The sequence below is a fragment of the Glycomyces sambucus genome (assembly GCF_900102815.1).
GTDB lineage: Bacteria > Actinomycetota > Actinomycetes > Mycobacteriales > Micromonosporaceae > Glycomyces > Glycomyces sambucus.
Genome location: NZ_FNGF01000003.1, coordinates 615,667 through 633,091, shown reverse-complemented (window position 1 = coordinate 633,091; position 17,425 = coordinate 615,667). Strand labels below are relative to the sequence as shown.

General features: G+C 72.6%; 15 protein-coding genes. 10 read left to right on the top strand and 5 right to left on the bottom strand.

Going from position 1 to position 17,425, the window contains the following annotated elements; all coding sequences use genetic code 11:
* The first annotated feature begins 126 nt into the window (after positions 1-126).
* Positions 127-975 (top strand): dimethylargininase, encoded by an 849-nt coding sequence (ddaH, locus tag BLS99_RS12490; RefSeq protein ID WP_091049560.1) that lies wholly within the window; start codon positions 127-129, stop codon positions 973-975.
* 198 nt (positions 976-1,173) lie between these two features.
* Here ddaH and BLS99_RS26215 read toward each other — a convergent pair whose 3' ends face one another.
* Both BLS99_RS26215 and BLS99_RS26210 read right to left on the bottom strand, forming a co-directional pair.
* A complete protein-coding gene (locus BLS99_RS26215; RefSeq protein WP_176953334.1) occupies positions 1,174-1,881 on the bottom strand; it encodes a hypothetical protein in 708 nt (235 codons plus the stop codon).
* A 232-nt stretch (positions 1,882-2,113) separates the two neighbouring features.
* Entirely contained in the window at positions 2,114-2,767 is a 654-nt protein-coding gene (locus BLS99_RS26210) for a hypothetical protein (RefSeq protein ID WP_176953333.1), read from the bottom strand.
* Between the two features lie 193 nt (positions 2,768-2,960).
* On the opposite strand from BLS99_RS26210, the gene pdhA reads away from it, so the two are divergent.
* The 8 genes from pdhA to pstB all read left to right on the top strand — a co-directional run bounded on the left by pdhA (position 2,961) and on the right by pstB (position 13,036).
* Positions 2,961-4,115, top strand: coding sequence for a pyruvate dehydrogenase (acetyl-transferring) E1 component subunit alpha (gene pdhA, locus BLS99_RS12475; protein ID WP_091049553.1), 1,155 nt, complete (start codon positions 2,961-2,963; stop codon positions 4,113-4,115).
* Complete coding sequence (locus BLS99_RS12470) at positions 4,112-5,086, top strand: alpha-ketoacid dehydrogenase subunit beta (RefSeq protein WP_091049551.1); 975 nt, start codon at positions 4,112-4,114, stop codon at positions 5,084-5,086. The genes pdhA and BLS99_RS12470 overlap by 4 nt, the downstream gene beginning before the upstream one ends.
* Positions 5,087-5,096: 10 nt before the next feature.
* A complete protein-coding gene (locus BLS99_RS12465; protein ID WP_091049548.1) occupies positions 5,097-6,458 on the top strand; it encodes a dihydrolipoamide acetyltransferase family protein in 1,362 nt (453 codons plus the stop codon).
* A 450-nt stretch (positions 6,459-6,908) separates the two neighbouring features.
* The gene (locus tag BLS99_RS12460; RefSeq protein WP_091049544.1) at positions 6,909-8,351 is read left to right on the top strand and encodes a hypothetical protein; all 1,443 of its coding nucleotides are present in this window, start codon (positions 6,909-6,911) and stop codon (positions 8,349-8,351) included.
* A gap of 322 nt (positions 8,352-8,673) precedes the next feature.
* Positions 8,674-10,488, top strand: coding sequence for a thioredoxin-like domain-containing protein (locus tag BLS99_RS12455; RefSeq protein WP_091049716.1), 1,815 nt, complete (start codon positions 8,674-8,676; stop codon positions 10,486-10,488).
* A 151-nt stretch (positions 10,489-10,639) separates the two neighbouring features.
* Positions 10,640-10,834, top strand: a complete 195-nt coding sequence (locus tag BLS99_RS12450) for a hypothetical protein (RefSeq protein WP_091049542.1) — start codon at positions 10,640-10,642, stop codon at positions 10,832-10,834.
* Positions 10,835-11,161: 327 nt separating this feature from the next.
* A complete protein-coding gene (locus BLS99_RS12445) occupies positions 11,162-12,013 on the top strand; it encodes a DUF6042 family protein (protein ID WP_091049539.1) in 852 nt (283 codons plus the stop codon).
* 162 nt (positions 12,014-12,175) lie between these two features.
* Complete coding sequence (gene pstB / locus BLS99_RS12440; RefSeq protein ID WP_091049535.1) at positions 12,176-13,036, top strand: phosphate ABC transporter ATP-binding protein PstB; 861 nt, start codon at positions 12,176-12,178, stop codon at positions 13,034-13,036.
* A gap of 149 nt (positions 13,037-13,185) precedes the next feature.
* Here the strand turns inward: pstB and BLS99_RS12435 are convergent, their stop codons facing one another.
* Positions 13,186-14,193, bottom strand: a complete 1,008-nt coding sequence (locus BLS99_RS12435; RefSeq protein ID WP_091049531.1) for a hypothetical protein — start codon at positions 14,191-14,193, stop codon at positions 13,186-13,188.
* Positions 14,194-14,362: 169 nt separating this feature from the next.
* Entirely contained in the window at positions 14,363-15,808 is a 1,446-nt protein-coding gene (locus BLS99_RS12430; protein ID WP_091049527.1) for an aldehyde dehydrogenase family protein, read from the bottom strand.
* Between the two features lie 159 nt (positions 15,809-15,967).
* Between BLS99_RS12430 and BLS99_RS12425 the strand changes: the two genes are divergently transcribed.
* Positions 15,968-16,624: a hypothetical protein gene (locus tag BLS99_RS12425; RefSeq protein ID WP_143034781.1), complete on the top strand. Its 657-nt coding sequence runs from the start codon at positions 15,968-15,970 to the stop codon at positions 16,622-16,624.
* Between the two features lie 243 nt (positions 16,625-16,867).
* On the opposite strand, the gene BLS99_RS12420 is transcribed toward BLS99_RS12425, so the two are convergent.
* Positions 16,868-17,158, bottom strand: coding sequence for a DUF3073 domain-containing protein (locus BLS99_RS12420; protein ID WP_091049520.1), 291 nt, complete (start codon positions 17,156-17,158; stop codon positions 16,868-16,870).
* Positions 17,159-17,425: the final 267 nt, after the last annotated feature.

Below are 17,425 nucleotides of genomic sequence, written 5' to 3'. Positions count from 1 at the left end.
TCCCCGGCGGTTGGTGCGCGGCCAAAGGCCCTGCTGGCGGCGGGAATGAGGCGGTTCGGTCACAATCCCGTGTGTCGGAGGGTTCCGGGCTCGAGAACGGGGGTCGCGGCTGTCTACACTCGCGCAATGGAGAAACACCGTTCTTCACCTGACCAGGTGACCGCGACCCGGTCGCCCGGTCGCCGCACGTACCTCATGTGCCGCCCCGCCTACTACGCGGTGGAGTACGCCATCAATCCCTGGATGGACACCACCACCCCCGTCGACGCCGCCCTCGCCTGCGCCCAGTGGGAAGAGCTCGCCGACATCTACACCGGCCTCGGCCACGAGGTCCTGCGCCTCGAACCCGAGCCGGGCCTGCCCGACATGGTCTACGCCGCCAACGGCGCCTTCGTCGTCGACGGCATCGCCTACGGCGCCAGCTTCCGCCACCCCGAGCGCCGCCCCGAGGCCGACGCCCACGAGAAGTGGTACCGGACCTCCGGCTGGACCTTCGCCGAACCCGAGCACATCAACGAAGGCGAAGGCGACTTCACCTACCTGCCCGGCCGCGGCCTCATCCTCGCCGGCTGGGGCTTCCGCACCGACGCCCGCGCCCACGCCGAAGCCGCCGACGTGTTCGGCCGTCAGGTCGTCTCGCTGCGCCTGGTCGACCCCCGCTACTACCACCTCGACACCGCCCTCGCGCCCCTCGACGACGAGAACATCGCCTACTTCCCCGAGGCGTTCGCCCCGGGCAGCCGCCTCCTCCTGGAGCGGCTCTTCCCCGACGCGGTCCTAGCCGACGCCGAGGACGCCGCCGGGTTCGGCCTCAACTTCGTGTCCGACGGCCGCAACGTCGTCGTCAACGCCGAAGCCGAAGGCATGGCCCGCAAGCTCCGCGACGCCGGGTACGAGCCCGTCCCCGTCGACCTCTCCGAACTCAAGAAGGGCGGCGGCTCCGTCAAGTGCTGCACCGCCGAACTCCGGCGTTAGCGAACGAGGCGCCGGGCGCGAGCCCGCATCCGAATACGCCCAAGGGGGCCGGTGCGACGATCCGTCGCACCGGCCCCCTTGCGTCCGCCACGGGTCGTAGCGAGGGTGCGGGCCGCGTCCTGCCACGGCAGGCGTCCAACCGCCGCCGCGGTCCGCACCCTGGTCTCGGCGCCGGGCCGCGCGGGCCCGGCGGGTCGGTCAGGCCGCGGCGAGCGTGGGCGCGGGCCCCAGCGCGCGCGGGCCGGGACCGGGGCGCTGCGGGTCGGCCGGGGCGCACACCGCCCGCGGGGCGGGGACGTGGCCGCGCGGGACGTCGACGGCCGCGATCACCGGGCGCACCAGCCGCACTGTCGCGTCGGTGCGGAGCGGACTCGACGGGAAGAGCGCGCCGGCGGTCGGCGCGGGCACCACGGGGAAGACCCCGCTGGGCGACAGGAGCGGGTTCGCGCGCTGGGCGCGCGGCTTCCCGGCCGGCCGGGCCGTGGCCTTGGGGCGGCGGAACGCCCGCGCGAGCAGGGCGTCGACCCGCCACACCCGCTTGGCGTGGCTCGCGGGGAGCCAGAAGTGCCAGCGGCGCGGCTCGGTCGCACCCGGCCCCTCCAGGACCGTGAAGTTGAGTTCGACGCCGGGTCCGGCCGGGTCGGCCGACCAGCGGAGGTTCGCGATCGCCGCGACCGGCGCGTCCAGACACAGGCGCACGCGCCCGAGGAGCCGCGACTGGCGCGTGACGACCAGGCGCTCGCCGGTGAGCATGAGGACGTGGTCGCCGCTGCCGAGTCCGTCGGAGCCGACGCACCGGCTCAGCAGTGAGACCTGGTCGCCGGCCCTGATGTTGCGGCGAAGGAGTGGAACGTGCCGGGAGAGCGCCGTCGTGGTCAGTCCGGCCTCGGCCGAACTCGCCAGCATGCTGCGAGAGAAGAGATCCATTTGCTTGTACCCCACCTAGATCCGTGAGCGCGTTGATCGCTCGGCGACGCGCTCTCACAGGGGGTAACGGAAATCCGCATATGCAGGTTACGGCTGCGAGGTGTCCTTCCCCACAACTCACCCCTTCGGGCGAGCGGGTCTCGCGGGACGCCGGGATGCCTGCTATGCCGGGTGCGGTGTCGCGAAGTGCAGCGCTGCGGCCCGGCGGGGCTCAGGACTCCCGGAGGTCCAGGCGGAGGCCCAGTCCGAGGTCCCGGTCGAGGTCCAGGCCGGGTTCGAGGCCCAGATCCGGGTCCGTCCCGTGGCCCTGGTGCCAGCGGCCCTCTTCGTCATGCCCGTGGCCGTGGTCCCAGTCCGGGCGGTCCCAGCCGTCGCCGTCCTCGCCGTCGTCCTCGCCATCGTCACCGCCGCCGTCCCCGTCCTCCGGCTCCTCGCCGGACTCCTCGGGGCACGGCTGCTCGCCCTGCTCGACCGGGACCAGGCGCGGCGGCTCGGCCTCTTCGGTCGGCTCCTCCGACGGGGCCGCCTCCTCCACGGGAGGGCCGGGTTCCGCTTCCGGTTCGGGCAGGCGCTCCACCTGCGGTTTCGCAGGCTCGGGGTCGATGCCCGCGCCGGGTTCGGCGGGTTCGCCGCCGGCGAGGCCGTCGACGCCGCCGGGGTCCGCGGGGGGCTCCTCGCCCTCGATGATCACCGTGCCGGACTCGATCTCCACGGGGTCGCCCGCCCAGTCGGCGGTGTAGAGCCCGCGGGTGAAGGTCCACCCGATCAGCGCGAAGGACGCCACCGTGCCGGCGCTCACCCCGACCAGGGCGAACCAGATCCCCACCGGCCAGCGTCCTTCCTGGTCGCTGCCTCTGCCGCGCACTCCGCGCTCCTTCCCGCCACCCCCGTGCGACGAAACGGCCGTTCAGGGCCCATGATGTCGATGAATCGCCGGTCCTCGGCTACGCAGTGTCAGTCTTCAGTCCCGAATAGTAATCGGGTGAAGGGTGTGACGCGCACCGCCCAGGGCTTTGGGATGCTTGGATGTACCGGAATACGAATATGAGGAGGCATCAATGGGCGACACACAGCGTCCAGCCAAGAAGACGGCCAAGAGCCGTCCGAAACCCGCCTCGACGAACGAACCACAGTTCGTGCAGCTGCTCTCCCCGGAGGGCCGGCGCGTCAAGCATCCCGACTACGATCTCGACCTCACCCAGGACGAGTACCGCGGCCTCTACCGCGACCTCGTCATCACCCGCGAGCTCGACGCGCAGGGCACCGCCCTCCAGCGTCAGGGGCAGCTCGGCCTGTGGCCGAGCCTGCTCGGCCAGGAGGCCGCCCAGGTCGGCTCCGGCCGGGCCCTCAGGGCCCAGGACACCGTCTTCCCGGCGTACCGGGAGCTCGGGGTCCAGTGGTGCCGGGGCATCGACCTCATCTCGGCGTTCGCGCTCTTCCGCGGCACCGACCTCGGCGGCCGCGACACGGTCGCCGACCGCTTCAACATGTACGCGATCGTCATCGCCTCGCAGACCCTCCACGCCGCCGGCTACGCCATGGGCGTGGCCATGGACGGCGCGGTCGGCACCGAGGACGGCGAGGCCGTCATCGTCTACCACGGCGACGGCGCGACCAGTGAGGGCGACTTCAACGAGGCGCTCGTCTGGGCCGGGGTGTTCAACTCCCCGCTGGTGTTCTTCTGCCAGAACAACCAGTACGCGATCTCGGAGTCGAACGCGCGGCAGTTCGTGCTCCCGCCGCACCGCCGCGCCGAGGGCTTCGGCGTGCCCGGGATCTTCGTGGACGGCAACGACGTCCTCGCGACATACGCGGTCACCCGGGCCGCGCTCGACCGCGCCCGCCGCGGCGAGGGCCCGAGCCTGGTCGAGGCGTACACGTACCGCATGCAGCCCCACACCACCTCCGACGACGCCACCCGCTACCGCGACGAGGCCGAGCTGGACTTCTGGCGCGCGAAGGACCCGATCGTCCGCTACCGCAAGTGGCTGGCGGCCGAGGGCCTGGCCGACGAGGCGTACTTCGCCCAGATCGACACCGAGGCCGGCGAGCAGGTCCGGGCGCTGCGCGCCCGGGTCATGGCGCTGACCGATCCCGAGGTGTCCGAGATGTTCGACAACGTGTACGCCGAGATGCCTGCGAGCATCGCGGCCCAGCGGGCGGACGCGGTCGACTTCGCGGCCTCCCTCGAGGACGGGAGCGACCTCCGATGACGACGATGTCCATGATCAAGGGCCTCAACGAAGGGCTCCGCCGTGTCCTGGAGGACCAGCCGAAGTCGCTGGTCATGGGTGAGGACGTGGGCCGCCTCGGCGGCGTCTTCCGCGTGACCGACGGCCTCCAGAAGGACTTCGGCGCCGACCGCATCATCGACACCCCGCTCGCCGAGTCCGGGATCATCGGCACCGCGATCGGCCTGGCCATGCGCGGCTACAGGCCGATCTGCGAGATCCAGTTCGACGGCTTCGTCTACCCCGCGTTCGACCAGCTCGTGTCGCAGCTCGCGAAGATCCCGAACCGCTCGGGCGGCCGCATCCGCCTCCCCGTGGTCGTGCGGATCCCGTTCGGCGGCGGCATCGGCGCGATCGAGCACCACTCGGAGTCCCCGGAGGCGTACTTCGCGCACACCGCGGGCCTGAAGGTCGTCGCCTGCTCGAACCCGGCCGACGCCTACTGGATGATCCAGCAGGCCGCGGCCGGCGAGGACCCGGTGATCTTCTTCGAGCCCAAGCGCCGCTACCACTCCAAGGGCGAGGTCGACACCGAGAACGCCGGGCTCGACATGTACCGGGCCCGCACGGTCCGGGAGGGCCGCACCGCGACGCTCATCGCCTACGGCCCCACCGTGGACGTGGCCGAGAACGCCGCCAAGGCCGCCGCCGAGGAGGGCATGGACCTGGAGGTCATCGACCTGCGGTCGCTGTCCCCGATCGACTGGGAGCCGCTGTTCGCGTCGGTCCGCAAGACCGGCCGGGCCGTGATCGTCCACGAGGCCCCCGGGAACGTCGGCATCGGCGCCGAGGTCGCCGCCCGCCTGACCGAGGAGTGCTTCTACTCCCTGGAGGCGCCCGTCCTGCGGGTGACCGGCTATGACGTGCCTTATCCGGCGAGCCGCCTCGAAGACGACTACCTTCCGAACCTGGACCGCGTGCTCGACGCCGTCGACCGGTCCCTCGAGCACTGAGGAGGAGCACATGGGACAGAAGATCACGTTCAACCTGCCCGACCTCGGTGAAGGACTCACCGAGGGCGAAGTCGCCGCGTGGCTCGTCGAGCCCGGCGGCGAGGTCAAGCTCAACCAGCCGTTCGTCGAGGTCGAGACCGCGAAGGCGCTCGTCGAGGTCCCCAGCCCCTACGACGGGGTGCTCGCCGAGCACCACGCCGAGGCCGGGACCACCGTCGACGTCGGCAAGCCGCTCGCGACCTTCGAGGTCGAGGGCGCGGACGCGCCCGCGCCGGCCAAGGAGGAGCGCACGCCGAACCTCGTCGGCTACGGCGCCCGCGAGGCCGGCTCCAAGCGCCGCAAGCGCAAGCCGGGTGCTCCCGCGGAGGAGCCCCCGGCCGCCCGCTCGCTCGCCCCGGTGACCCCGCCGTCGGTGATCGTGCCGGTGACGCCGCCGCCGGTGGAGGCCGCCCCGGCCGCCCCCGCTCCGGTCCCGCCGGCTCCGGCCGCCGGGGCCCCGACCGGCCCGGTGCTCGCGAAGCCGCCGGTCCGCAAGCTCGCCAAGGACCTCGGGGTCGACCTCGGTGCGATCGTGCCGACCGGTCCCAACGGGACGGTGTCGCGCGCCGATGTCCAGGCCGCGGTCGCGGGCCCGGCTCCGGCCGCGCCGCAGCGGGTCGCGGCCGCCGCGGAGGACCAGCGGATCCCGATCAAGGGCGTGCGCAAGCTGACCGCGCAGAACATGGTGGCCTCGGCGTTCACCGCGCCGCACGTCACCGTGTTCCTGACCTGCGACGTCACCGGCATGATGGACACCGTCAAGGAGTTCAAGGCGCGCCGGGAGTTCGCCGACGTCAAGGTCACGCCGCTGTTGTTCGTGGCCAAGGCGGTCCTGCTGGCCGCCCGCCGCCACCCGATGATCAACGCCCGCTGGGACGAGGCCGCCCAGGAGATCGTCGTCAAGCACGACGTGAACCTCGGCATCGCCGCCGCCACCCCGCGCGGCCTGGTCGTCCCGAACGTCAAGGCCGCCCAGGACCTGAGCCTGGTCGAGCTGGCCGAGGCCCTCACCTCGCTGGCCCGCACCGCCCGGGACGGGAAGACCACCCCGGCCGACATGGCCGGGGGGACGCTCTCGATCACGAACGTGGGCGTCTTCGGGATCGACACCGGCACCCCGATCCTGCCGCCCGGCGAGTCGGCGATCCTCGTGTTCGGCGCGGTCCGGCCGCAGCCGTGGGTCCACGAGGGCGAGATCGCCGTGCGCCAGGTGACGACGCTCGGGCTGTCGTTCGACCACCGGCTCATCGACGGGGAGCAGGGTTCGCAGTTCCTCGCCGACGTCGGGGCGTTCCTATCGCACCCTGGGGAAACACTGCTCGCTTGGACGTGATCAAGCGCACCAGTGAATCGTTGGCGGATCTCATCGTTCGGTGTTGTAATTGAGGCACGGAAACAACGAGGAAACATGACTTCGAAGTTTCCGCGTCTCAGTCCTGACGGAGCTCGCAAGCCGAGAACCTGAGGGGCGCAGAGACCGCGAACCTTATCTCCTCCCAATATGGTGTGGTCGACAGCGCCGAGTCGCCACACCGCGGAGACCCTCTCCAGGGGGTTCTCACACCGGCCGGGCGCCGCGTTTGCCATGAGGGGTGGGCAACCGTGTGCGCCCGGCCTTTTTCGTGCCCTCCGGGCGCCGATCTCCTCCGTTCCCACCGCCGCCGGGCGGTTCTTCGCGTACCGCCATAACCCTGTCGAGTGATCGCTGGCGTCGCTGGGGTACCGTGTTGCCGTCTGGCGTGCCCCCAAGACGCCAGGCCGGAAGCAGCATTGAGGAGCAGCCGTGACCTCCGAGCAAGGCAACCCGCCAGCAAAGGGCGAGGCCCCTGACGACCAGAGCGCCGCCGACCGGGCCGCGGCCGAGGACAGCGCGGTCCAGGACAGCGCCGCCGAGCGCGCCACTGGCGAGAGCGGCACCGCTGAGCCCGCCGCCGAGAGCCGCGACGCCGGCCAGGCCCCCGCGGCCGACACCGCGGACCAGGCCCCGCCGGCCCCCGCCGCCGAGCCGGAGCGCCCCGCCGAGGAGCCCGCCGTCCCGGAGCCCGCGGAAGAGTCCGCAGCCCAGGAGCCCGCCGCCGAGACGGCCCCGCCCGCCGAGCCCGAGCCGGCCTCGGCCCTCGCCGACGCGGACGTCCCGCCCGCGCCCGCCGCGGAGCCCGTTCACGAGCCCTCGCCCCCGGCGTCCCCCGCTCCCCCCTCGGTTGACGAGGGCGCGACCCAGTCGATCCCGCACGCGATCGACGTCGACATCCCCGCCGCTCCCGCGCAGGTCCCCCCGGCCGCCTTCGAGGCGCCCGCGGCCCCCGCGTCGCCTCCGGGCCCGCAGTTCGACGAGGACGGCACGCAGATCCTGCGCCTGGGCCCGACCTCGCAGCCGCAGGCGCCCGCCGCGCCCCCGGTGACCCCCTCGCCGGTCGAGGAGAGCACCCAGGTCCTTCCGCCGCAGGGCATCTCGGGCTTCAACGCGCCCGCCCCCTACGGCGAGCAGCAGGCCGCGCCGCAGCAGCCCGCGAACCCCTCGGCCTGGCCGTCCCCGCCGCCGAACCCGCTCGCGAACCAGGGCCAGCAGCCCGGCGCCGTCCCGCCGCCGCCGATGCAGCCGTACCAGCAGCCGCAGCACCCCCAGCAGCCCGTCTACCAGCCGCCGGCGGCCCAGCAGCCCCCGCCGCCGCCCGTGCAGTCGGACGACACGCAGAAGCTCATCATCGGCGCGCACAACCCGTACAGCGAGCCGCCGGCCCCGCCGTCGGCGTACGGCTCGCCCGCGCAGCCGGCCCAGTCGCAGCCGCCGCTGGCCCCGCAGTACACGCAGCCGGGCATGGCGACCGGCTCGGTGCCGCCCGGCCAGTACCCGCCCGCCCCCGCCGCGACCGAGGGCGGCGGCCGCAAGAAGGGCCTCGTCCCGATCCTCGCGGCCGTGGGCGTCCTGGTCCTCATCGGCGCGGCGGTCGGCGTGTACTTCCTGCTGTTCGCGGCCCCGAAGTTCGAGGAGGGCGGCTGCGTCCGCCACACCTCGGGCGACCAGGCCGAGGCGGTCGAGTGCTCCGAGGCCGTCGACGGCGAGGACTACGAGATCGTGGAGAAGGTCGACGACGGCCAGCAGTGCGCCGACGCCGGCCGCGAGACGCTGACCGTGGGCGAGGACGTCTACTGCCTCAGCCTCCTCGGCGCCCCTGAGGAAGGCGAAGGCGGCGGCGAGGCCACCGAGTCCCCCTCCGAGGAGTAGCACCCCGGAGACCGCTGCATACCGGCCGAAAACCCGATATATGGCGATAAATCCGGTCTAAGGGACCCCTGGTGCAAAAATAACGCGGGGGTACGACACGACGCACAGGGCCGATGGGAACCCCATCGGCCCTCGCCGTGTTGTGAGGCTCGTTCGCGTCCGGGCCGAGCGGGGCGTTCGCGCAGGCCGCGCGAGCTACGCTCGCCCGGTGACATCGTCTGCGAAGGACCGGGCCGGGAGCGCCGGAGACGCCGGGACCGCCAACTCCGAGCCCGCGAACGACCGGCCCGAGCCGGCGCCGTTCGCGAAGAAGCAGTCCCGCGTGCGCGCCGCCCGGCTCGAAGGGCGCGGCTGGCTCAACACCGGCGGGAAGCGGCTCGACCTCGACAGCCTCAAGGGCAAGGTCGTGGTCCTCGACTTCTGGACCTTCTGCTGCATCAACTGCCTGCACGTCCTCGACGAGCTGCGCCCCCTCGAAGCGAAGTACGGCGACGCGCTCGTCATCATCGGCGTCCACTCCCCGAAGTTCGAGCACGAGCGAGACCCGCAGGCCCTCGCCGCCGCCGTCGAGCGCTACGGCGTCGAGCACCCCGTCCTCGACGACCCCGACCTGAAGACCTGGGACGCCTACGCGGCCCGCGCCTGGCCGACCCTCGTCGTCCTCGACCCCGAGGGCTACGCTGTCTCCACCATGGCCGGCGAAGGCCACGTCGAGGCCCTCGACCGGATCATCGGCGACCTCGTCGCGGTCCACACCGCCAAGGGCACCCTCGACCCCGAGGGCAGCCTCTACGTGGCCGCCCCGCCCGCCGAGACCGCGCTCCGCTTCCCCGGCAAGGCGATCGAGCTCCCCAGTACCGCTGAGGCCGGTACCGCCGAACGCGGTGCCGCCGAACCCGGCGACGTCCTCGTCAGCGACTCGGCCCGCCACCGCCTCGTGCGCCTCGCCCCCGACCTCGCCACCGTGAAAGGCGTCATCGGCACCGGCGTGCGCGGCCGCGCCGACGGCCCCGCGCCGGAGTTCAACGAGCCGCAGGGCCTCGTCCTCCTCCCCGCGGACGTGGCCGCGCAGGTCGGCTACGACCTCGTCGTCGCCGACACCGTCAACCACCTCCTGCGCGGCGTCCGCCTCGCCACCGGCGAGACCGTCACCGTGGCCGGGACCGGCGCCCAGTGGCGCATGGACAACGGCACCGACGCCGCCCTGGAGGTCGACCTCTCCTCCCCGTGGGACCTCGCCTGGTTCGAGGACAAGGTCATCGTGGCGATGGCCGGCATCCACCAGCTCTGGTACTTCGACCCCAGGGCCGGCACCGCCGGCGTCTACGCGGGGACCACCGTCGAGAGCCTGAAGGACGGCCCCCTCGAACAGGTGTGGATGGCGCAGCCCTCCGGCCTCGCCGCCGACGGCGACCGGCTGTGGATCGCCGACGCCGAGACCTCCGCGCTCCGCTACGTCGAGGCCGGCCGGATGCACACCGTCGTGGGCCAGGGCCTGTTCGACTTCGGGCACCTCGACGGCCCCGCCGCCGACGCGCTCATGCAGCACCCGCTCGGCGTCGCCGTCCTTCCGGACGGCCGCGTCGCCGTGGCCGACACCTACAACGGCGCCCTCCGCGCCTACGACCCCGCGACCGGCACCGTCTCCACGCTCGCCTCCGGCCTCGCCGAGCCCAGCGACGTCCTCGCGCTCGGCGACCGGATCGCCGTCGTCGAGTCCGCCGCGCACCGCCTCGCCGTCCCGGACCTCGCCGAGGCCGCCGTCGCCGGGGAGCACCACCGCGTCACCCGCAAGCGCACCAAGGTCGCCCCCGGGCGCCTGCGCCTCGACGTGCTGTTCGCGCCCGCCCCCGGGCAGAAGCTCGACTACACGTTCGGTTCGCCCGTCCAGGTGACCGTGTCCGCCGACCCGCCCCAGCTCCTCGCCGAGGGCGCGGGCCGCACCGAGGACCTCTCGCGCGAACTCGTCCTCGCCGACGGCGTCGAGCGGGGCGTCCTCCAGGTCGTCGCGCAGGCCGCGACCTGCGACGCCGAGGCCGAGCACCCCGCGTGCCACCTCACCCGCCAGGACTGGGGCGTGCCCGTCGAGATCACCCGGGACGGGGTGCCGACCCTGAAACTCGTGCTGCGATCCTGAACCGGACGGTGCGACCGCGCCCGGACCGGGTAATCCGGCCGCCGCGGGTGTGTCATGAATCCGTGCGCGGCTCACGGCGCATAGGTTGTTCCGGATCGCACTATTGACGGATCGCACCACTGACCGCAGGCACATCAGGAAGGAAGCCGAAGTGACCTTGGCTCCGGTCGAACCACAGTACGCCGAGTACGAGCACTGGCTCGTGCTCAACGCCGCCGACCAGATCGTCACCGTGGGCCGCCTGCTCGAACAGCAGGTCCGCACCCTCGAATACCTGACCCCCGACCACCTCGGGGGCCTCGCCGAGTTCGAACCGGACCTGTCCGGTATCCGCTCGAACGGATAGCCGAACCGGGCCGTTCGGTCGATATCGACATGCATCGATCGGAGTGACGTCGGCCCGGACGCGGCGGGCCGCGTCCCCCGATCCGCGGGCACGCCCGGGGCCGGGGCCGGCGGGGCCGACGCGCGAGGGCCGTCCCGGCGCGGGCGCGGCCTCCGGCACCGCCGGCGACGGCGGGACCGGGGGCGGGCCGTCGAACGGGCACGCAACGGGCACTGAGCAATACCCGGTATCACCGCACCGGGACGGCCCCTTCCACCGCAGTACGCTGAAAGCGAAGTCGCGTCCCGGCGGCGCGGCGGCGCCGCCCCGCGCTGATACGGTCGATGCGTGGAATCTTTCGAGCGGCCCTTCGGCGACGAGTCCGGCCCGGTCCAAGCCCCCATGCACCCCGCGTGGATCCGCATCATGCCGTGCAGCATCGAGCTGTTCCGCACCGTCCCCTCGCTCAACCCGTTCCCGGCCGGATGGTGGGCCGACGCCTTCCCCGAGGACGACATCTGGAACGAGCCCGTCTGGTGCGACCCGGGCGACGTCGACGACTGGATCGCCGAAGCCTCCGAGCACCACCTGGGCGCCTCCGCCGAGGTCGTCGAGAAGGAGGCCCGCGAGGAGTACGACCGGGCCACCGCCGAGCGCTCCGAGCGCATCGACACCTTCACCACCCACTGCCGCCGCGCCGGACTGCCCGTCCCGCACACCGTGCGCGACCTGCTCGAATTCCTCCTCGAACTCGGCCTGTACCGGTCCGAGAAGCGCGAAGGCGTCATGTACGTCGCCCCGCAGCTCTACATCAACCCCTTCGACGTCCTCTCCTTCGACAAGCTGGAGGCCATCGAAGAGGCCGCCGACCAGCGCGGGGACCTCGAAGAGCTCACCGCGATCGCGATCCGCCGCGTCGGCGGCGTCGACTACGAGTTCGACGACGAGGGCCGCTTCACGCTGCCCGGCAACGCGAAGTCCGCGACCGTGCAGGTCACCCTGGCCGCGCTCGCCGACGACGCGGGCGTGCCCGCGCCGGTGATCCGGGGGATGCTCATGGAGCTGGCCGAGGACGGCGACGTCGCCGGCTCGGTCGACCTGGGCGCGGTCGCCGTCGCCGAGGAGTTCACGCTCACCGCCTCCGACGACCTGCTCGGCGGCTACCCGAACGACGAGCTGCTGCCGCCCGAGCACGCCTGAGCGTCCGCGCGGTCGCGCCCGAGCGCCCGCCGGGCGCGCGTGACCGCCACCGCACTCCATTCACCGCCAGTTCACCTGCTGGCCGCTCCTCGTGCACCTGCATGGCGTTCCATGAGGGCAGGACACGTTAACAGCGGTTGACGATCGGTGATAGGAGCACGCGTGACCGTGAACGAGACTGGTGCCAGGGTCAAGGCCCCCATCGCGGGCCTGGCCCCGCAGGGGCGGACGGGCGCGCCCGTCGCCGCCGAGACCGTCATCGAGCTCAAGGGCGTGGGCGTGCACTACGGGAAGGCGCACGCGGTCCGCGACGTCTCCCTCCCGGTCGCCCGGAACCGGATCACCGCCATGATCGGCCCCTCGGGCTGCGGCAAGTCCACGGTGCTGCGGTCGATCAACCGCATGAACGACCTCATCCCGGGCGCCAAGGTCAGCGGCCAGATCACCTACCACGGCAAGGACGTGTACGGCTCGGGCGTCGACCCGATCGCCGTCCGCCGCCACATCGGCATGGTGTTCCAGAAGGCGAACCCGTTCCCGAAGTCGATCTTCGACAACGTCGCCTACGGCCTGCGCATCAACGGCATGAAGGACGACCTCGCCGACCGGGTCGAGCAGGCGCTGCGCGGCGCGGCCCTGTGGGACGAGGTCAAGGACAACCTGAAGAAGAGCGCCCTGGCGCTCTCGGGCGGGCAGCAGCAGCGCCTGTGCATCGCGCGCGCGATCGCGGTGCAGCCGGAGGTCCTGCTCATGGACGAGCCCTGCTCGGCCCTCGACCCGATCGCGACGGCCCGCATCGAGGAGCTCATGAACGAGCTCGTCGAGGACTACACGATCGTCATCGTCACGCACAACATGCAGCAGGCGGCGCGCGTCTCCGACGCGACGGCGTTCTATTCGGCCGACGTCGACGCCGCGGGCGAGCGCTTCGGCTTCCTCGTCGAGTTCGACGAGACGCAGCGGCTGTTCTCGAACCCGTCGGACCCGCGCACCGAGGACTACATCACAGGCCGCTTCGGCTAGGGGATCAGCAGCACGGCACCGGACGGCGGTGCGGCCTTGGGGGCCGTGCCGCCGTTCTCTCGTGCGGGGACCTCGAAGGGCTCCGGGCGCAGGTCCGGGTGTAGCGGAACGGGGCGGCCCGCAGGCCGCCCCGTCGTTCGCTTCGCGGTCTAGACGTCGTCGCCGCAGAGGATCGCGGAGGTCCGCCCCTCGGGGTCGGTGACCTGCCAGTACCAGGAGCCGCCGCAGGTCGCCTGGTCGGCGGCCTCGTCCTCGGTCATCGCGACCGGGGTGTCGAGGTTGACGACGCCGACGACCACGTACTGGGCCAGGTCGGAGCCGCAGTCGACGGTCCACCACGACTCGGCGTCGTAGAAGCAGTCGCCCTCGGCGGGGACGTACGGGGTGTTCGCGGGCTCGCTCGGGTCGGCCGCGCCGGTCGCCTTGATGCAGTACAGCGAGTCGAGGGTGCCCGAGGAGTACACGTAGTGCCAGTTCGACCACGCCTCGCCGGGGCGCAGGACGGCCCAGTCGTCGCCGCACAGGGCCTTCGCGGCGGTGAAGTCGGTGAGGTTGCCCTCCTCGTCCACCGCGACGTCGGTGACGTCGTAGGACTGGGCGGTGATCTCCCAGAACGCGGTCGCGTCGGCGCAGTCGACGAGTTCGAGGCCGTCACCGTAGCCGCCGTCGGCGATCACGGGCTCGTACGGCAGGCACTGGCCCACCTCGGAGCCGGCCTGCTCCTCCTCGGTGGCCTCCTCGCTCGCGGACGCCTCCTCGGACGGGGACGCCTCCTCCCCGGTGGTCGGGTCCGCGGCCGTGTCCTTCCCGTCGTCCTTGTTCATGTTCAGCACGACCAGGAGCACGCCGCCGAGGACGAGCACGAGGACGCCGACGATGACCCCGCCGATGAGCCCGTAGTTGCGCTTCGGCGGCTCGGGCGGCAGGACCGGTCCGCCGTAGGGCGGCGGCTCGGCCCCGTACGGGGGCTGCCCGCCGCCGGCCTGGCCCGCGGAGTACTGCGGTGCGGACCCGTACGGCGACGGCTGGGGCTGCTGCGGCTGGCTTCCGTACGGGCTCTGGCCGCCGTTGTACGGCGACTGGAAGCCGTACCCGGGGGTCTGCGGCTGCTCGGGCGGAGGGCCGGGCTGAGGACCGTAATTGGGAGGGACCGTCATGCAGCCCACGCTATAGCCCTTTGTCAACACCGGCCACTCGGAGGGCGAAACCTGTGAAGGAAACTCGCAGGTCGCGGAGCGGAACCGTCCCGATGGTGCCGGTCCGTCCCCGGTGCGAGGTGACGCACCTCGCGGCGCGTTCGCGGCCGGGGCCCGGTTCGGGCCGCGGTCAGAGCGCGTCGGGCAGGACCAGGACCTTCTCCACCGTGTAGTCGAGCATCGCCGACCGCACGCCCTCGCGTCCGAGCCCCGAGCCCTTGGCGCCGCCGTACGGCATCTGGTCGGCCCGGAACGACGGCACGTCGCCGATGATCACGCCGCCGACGTCGAGGGTCCGGTGGGCGAGCATCGCCTGCGGCAGGCTCTCGGTGAACACCCCCGCCTGGAGCCCGTACCGCGAGTCGTTCACCGCGGCCAGGCCCGCCTCGAAGCTGTCGACGCTCGCGAGCACGAGCACCGGCCCGAACACCTCCTCGCGCAGGACCTTCGCGTCCGCGCGCACGTCGGTGAGCACGGTCGGCTCGACCAGCGCGCCCTGGCGGGGCCCGCCGCCGCACAGGACCTTCGCGCCCTCGTCGACGGCCTCGTCGATCCACGACTGGACCCGCTCGGCCGCCTCGGCGCTGATGAGCGGCCCGACCTTGCACGAGGGGTCGTTCGGATCGCCCGTGGGCAGCGCCTTCACCTGCTCCACGATCCGGTTCGCCATGTCCGCGTAGGCGGGCGCCTCGATGAACACCCGCTGCACCGCGATGCACGACTGCCCGGCCTGGTAGTTGCCGAACATCGCGATCCGCTCGGCAGCCCAGTCCCGCTTGGGGTACTCGGCGGTGACGAGCGCGGCCCCGTTCCCGCCCAGTTCGAGCGTCACGTGCTTGCCGGGGACCCGCTGGAGGATCCGCTTGCCGACCGGGCCCGACCCGGTGAACGACACGACCGCGAGCCGCGGGTCGTCCACGAGCTGCTCGGCCCGGTGGTCGGGGACCGGCAGCACCGACAGCATCGCCGGCGGCAGGTCCGTCTCGGAGAACAGCGCTCCCAGGTGCAGGGCGGACAGCGGGGTCGCCGGCGCCGGCTTGAGGACGATCGGGCAGCCCGCCGCGACCGCCGGTGCCGCCTTGTGCGCCACCAGGTTCAGCGGGAAGTTGAACGGGGTGATCCCCAGGACCGGGCCGCGCGGGAACCGGCGCACCAGCGCCAGGCGCCCCTCCGCGGACGGGTCCGTGTCGAGGCGCTGCGCCTCGCCGGTGAACCGGCGCGCCTCCTCGGCCGCCCACCGGAACACCGACACCGCCCGGCGCACCTCGACGCGCGCCCACGCGATCGGCTTCCCCGACTCCGCGGTGATGAGCTCCGCGCACGTCTCGGCCTCCTCGTCGAGGCGCCGCCGCACGTGCTCCAGGGCCTCGGCCCGCACGTGCGCGGGCAGCGCCGCGCATTCGGCGGCGGCCCCGGAGGCGGCGGCGACCGCGGCCTCCACCTGCCCCGCGGTCGCCCACGAGGTGGCGCCCACCGGGGAGTCGTCGAAGGGGTGGGTGACGAAGAACTCCTCCTCGCCGTGCTGCGGACGGCCTGCCACCCAGATCGGCGAAACGGGACGGAGACGTTGCGACATGGCTCCAGACTACGGGCTCGGGTCGTCGCGGCGCTGCGTTCGGGGCCGCCGATTCCGCCCGTTTCCCGCCCCCCGCACCGGAGAAGGGCCCGCATCGGGCCGGTGACCGGCTCCGCAACCCGGGTGCGCCCATTTGCCCGTCCAAGGCATGATGAGGGCATGAGTGAACAGCAATCAGGTGCGGGCTACCCGCAGCAGCCCGTGTCCGCGCAGCCCGGGCAGCCCTACGCCCAGGCCCCCTACGCCTCGCCCCAGGCGCAGTACCAGGCCCAGCAGCAGTACGCCGCCTACGCCCCGCCGGCGCCGTCGCTGTTCGACAAGCTCGGCGTGCCCTCGCTCCCGGCGATCCTGGGCATCGCGGGCCTCGGCGCGCTGGCCCTGTCCGGCCTCATCACCGGCACCTCCGACTCCACCGAGCTCCAGGTCGACGTCGCCTCGCACCTGTTCGGGCTCCCGTCGGTCCTGACGGCCGTGATCGTCATGTTCGCGCTGGCGCTGTTCGCCGGCGAGCGGCTGCGGTCCCTGTGGAAGGCGCTCACCGTGGCGGGCACCGCCGTGTTCCTGGCCGGCTTCCTGTACGACCTGCTGTCGCTGCCGGACGGCTCGTCCGGCTCGGACGCGTCGGCGTGGATCGGGGCGCTCCTGCTCATCGGCGCCTACGCGCTCTTCGTGTCCGGTGCGCTCCTGGTCCCCGGCAAGGCCGCTCCGGCCGCGGCCGCCGCCCCGGCCTACCCGACCGGGCAGCAGCCCGCGGTCCCGCCGGCCGCCGCCCCGCAGACCCAGCAGAACCAGTGGCCCCAGGCGCCGCAGCAGTAGCCGCTCCCCGAGCAGCAGAAGAGGCGGCGCGACCGGGTCTCGGTCGCGCCGCCTCTCTTCGTGCATATTGGATATCGCGTCGTCCGCCGACATCCGAAGTCTTTGCTCCAGCGCCGCTCCCGGACGGGGCCTGGGAGGCCGCGGCGGGGGCGGTGACCGGGCCGGCGCAGTGGAGGCGCTTGCCCGTTCTGGATATGGAGATCGCGGAGATCGGTCGGGCGGGCCCGCCAGGCTCGCGGCCGGTCAGATCGTGCGGGCACGATCCGGCGTCACCGCGGGCCGCAGTGCTAACTGCTTCTTCGGCGGGAGCCAGTCATCCTCGCGGAGATCGTCTTCGTCTCCGTCGTACCGATCGTCGGCATAAGCGGCGTACGGGTCCGGCTCCTCTTCAGGAGGAGGCTCAATGTCGTCGACCTCGTCCTCACGACCGGTGCCTAGCTCGCGCTCGAGCGCGCGCAGGTCGGTGTTCGGAGCATGGTACTTGAGCTTCCGGGCCACTTTGGTCTGCTTTGCCTTAGCTCGGCCGCGCCCCATATGGCTCGACCCCCTCGCACAGAAATCATCGGGGCAGCCGTTACGGCGCCCCGGAATGCTTGCAATCTCTTCGTGGCTCCTACGGTACAGCCTCGCGGCGCCCGACTGCATCCCGGCCCATGAGTTGGATGCCACAGATTACCGGCGATGACCACCAGACCGGGACGAACATCCGTCCGAATCGCGAGATTCGTTCTCACCATCCGAATTCGCCCGGCGACGCTGCGCACGTGCGGGTTCGCGGAATCCTATAGGATAAGCCGGACA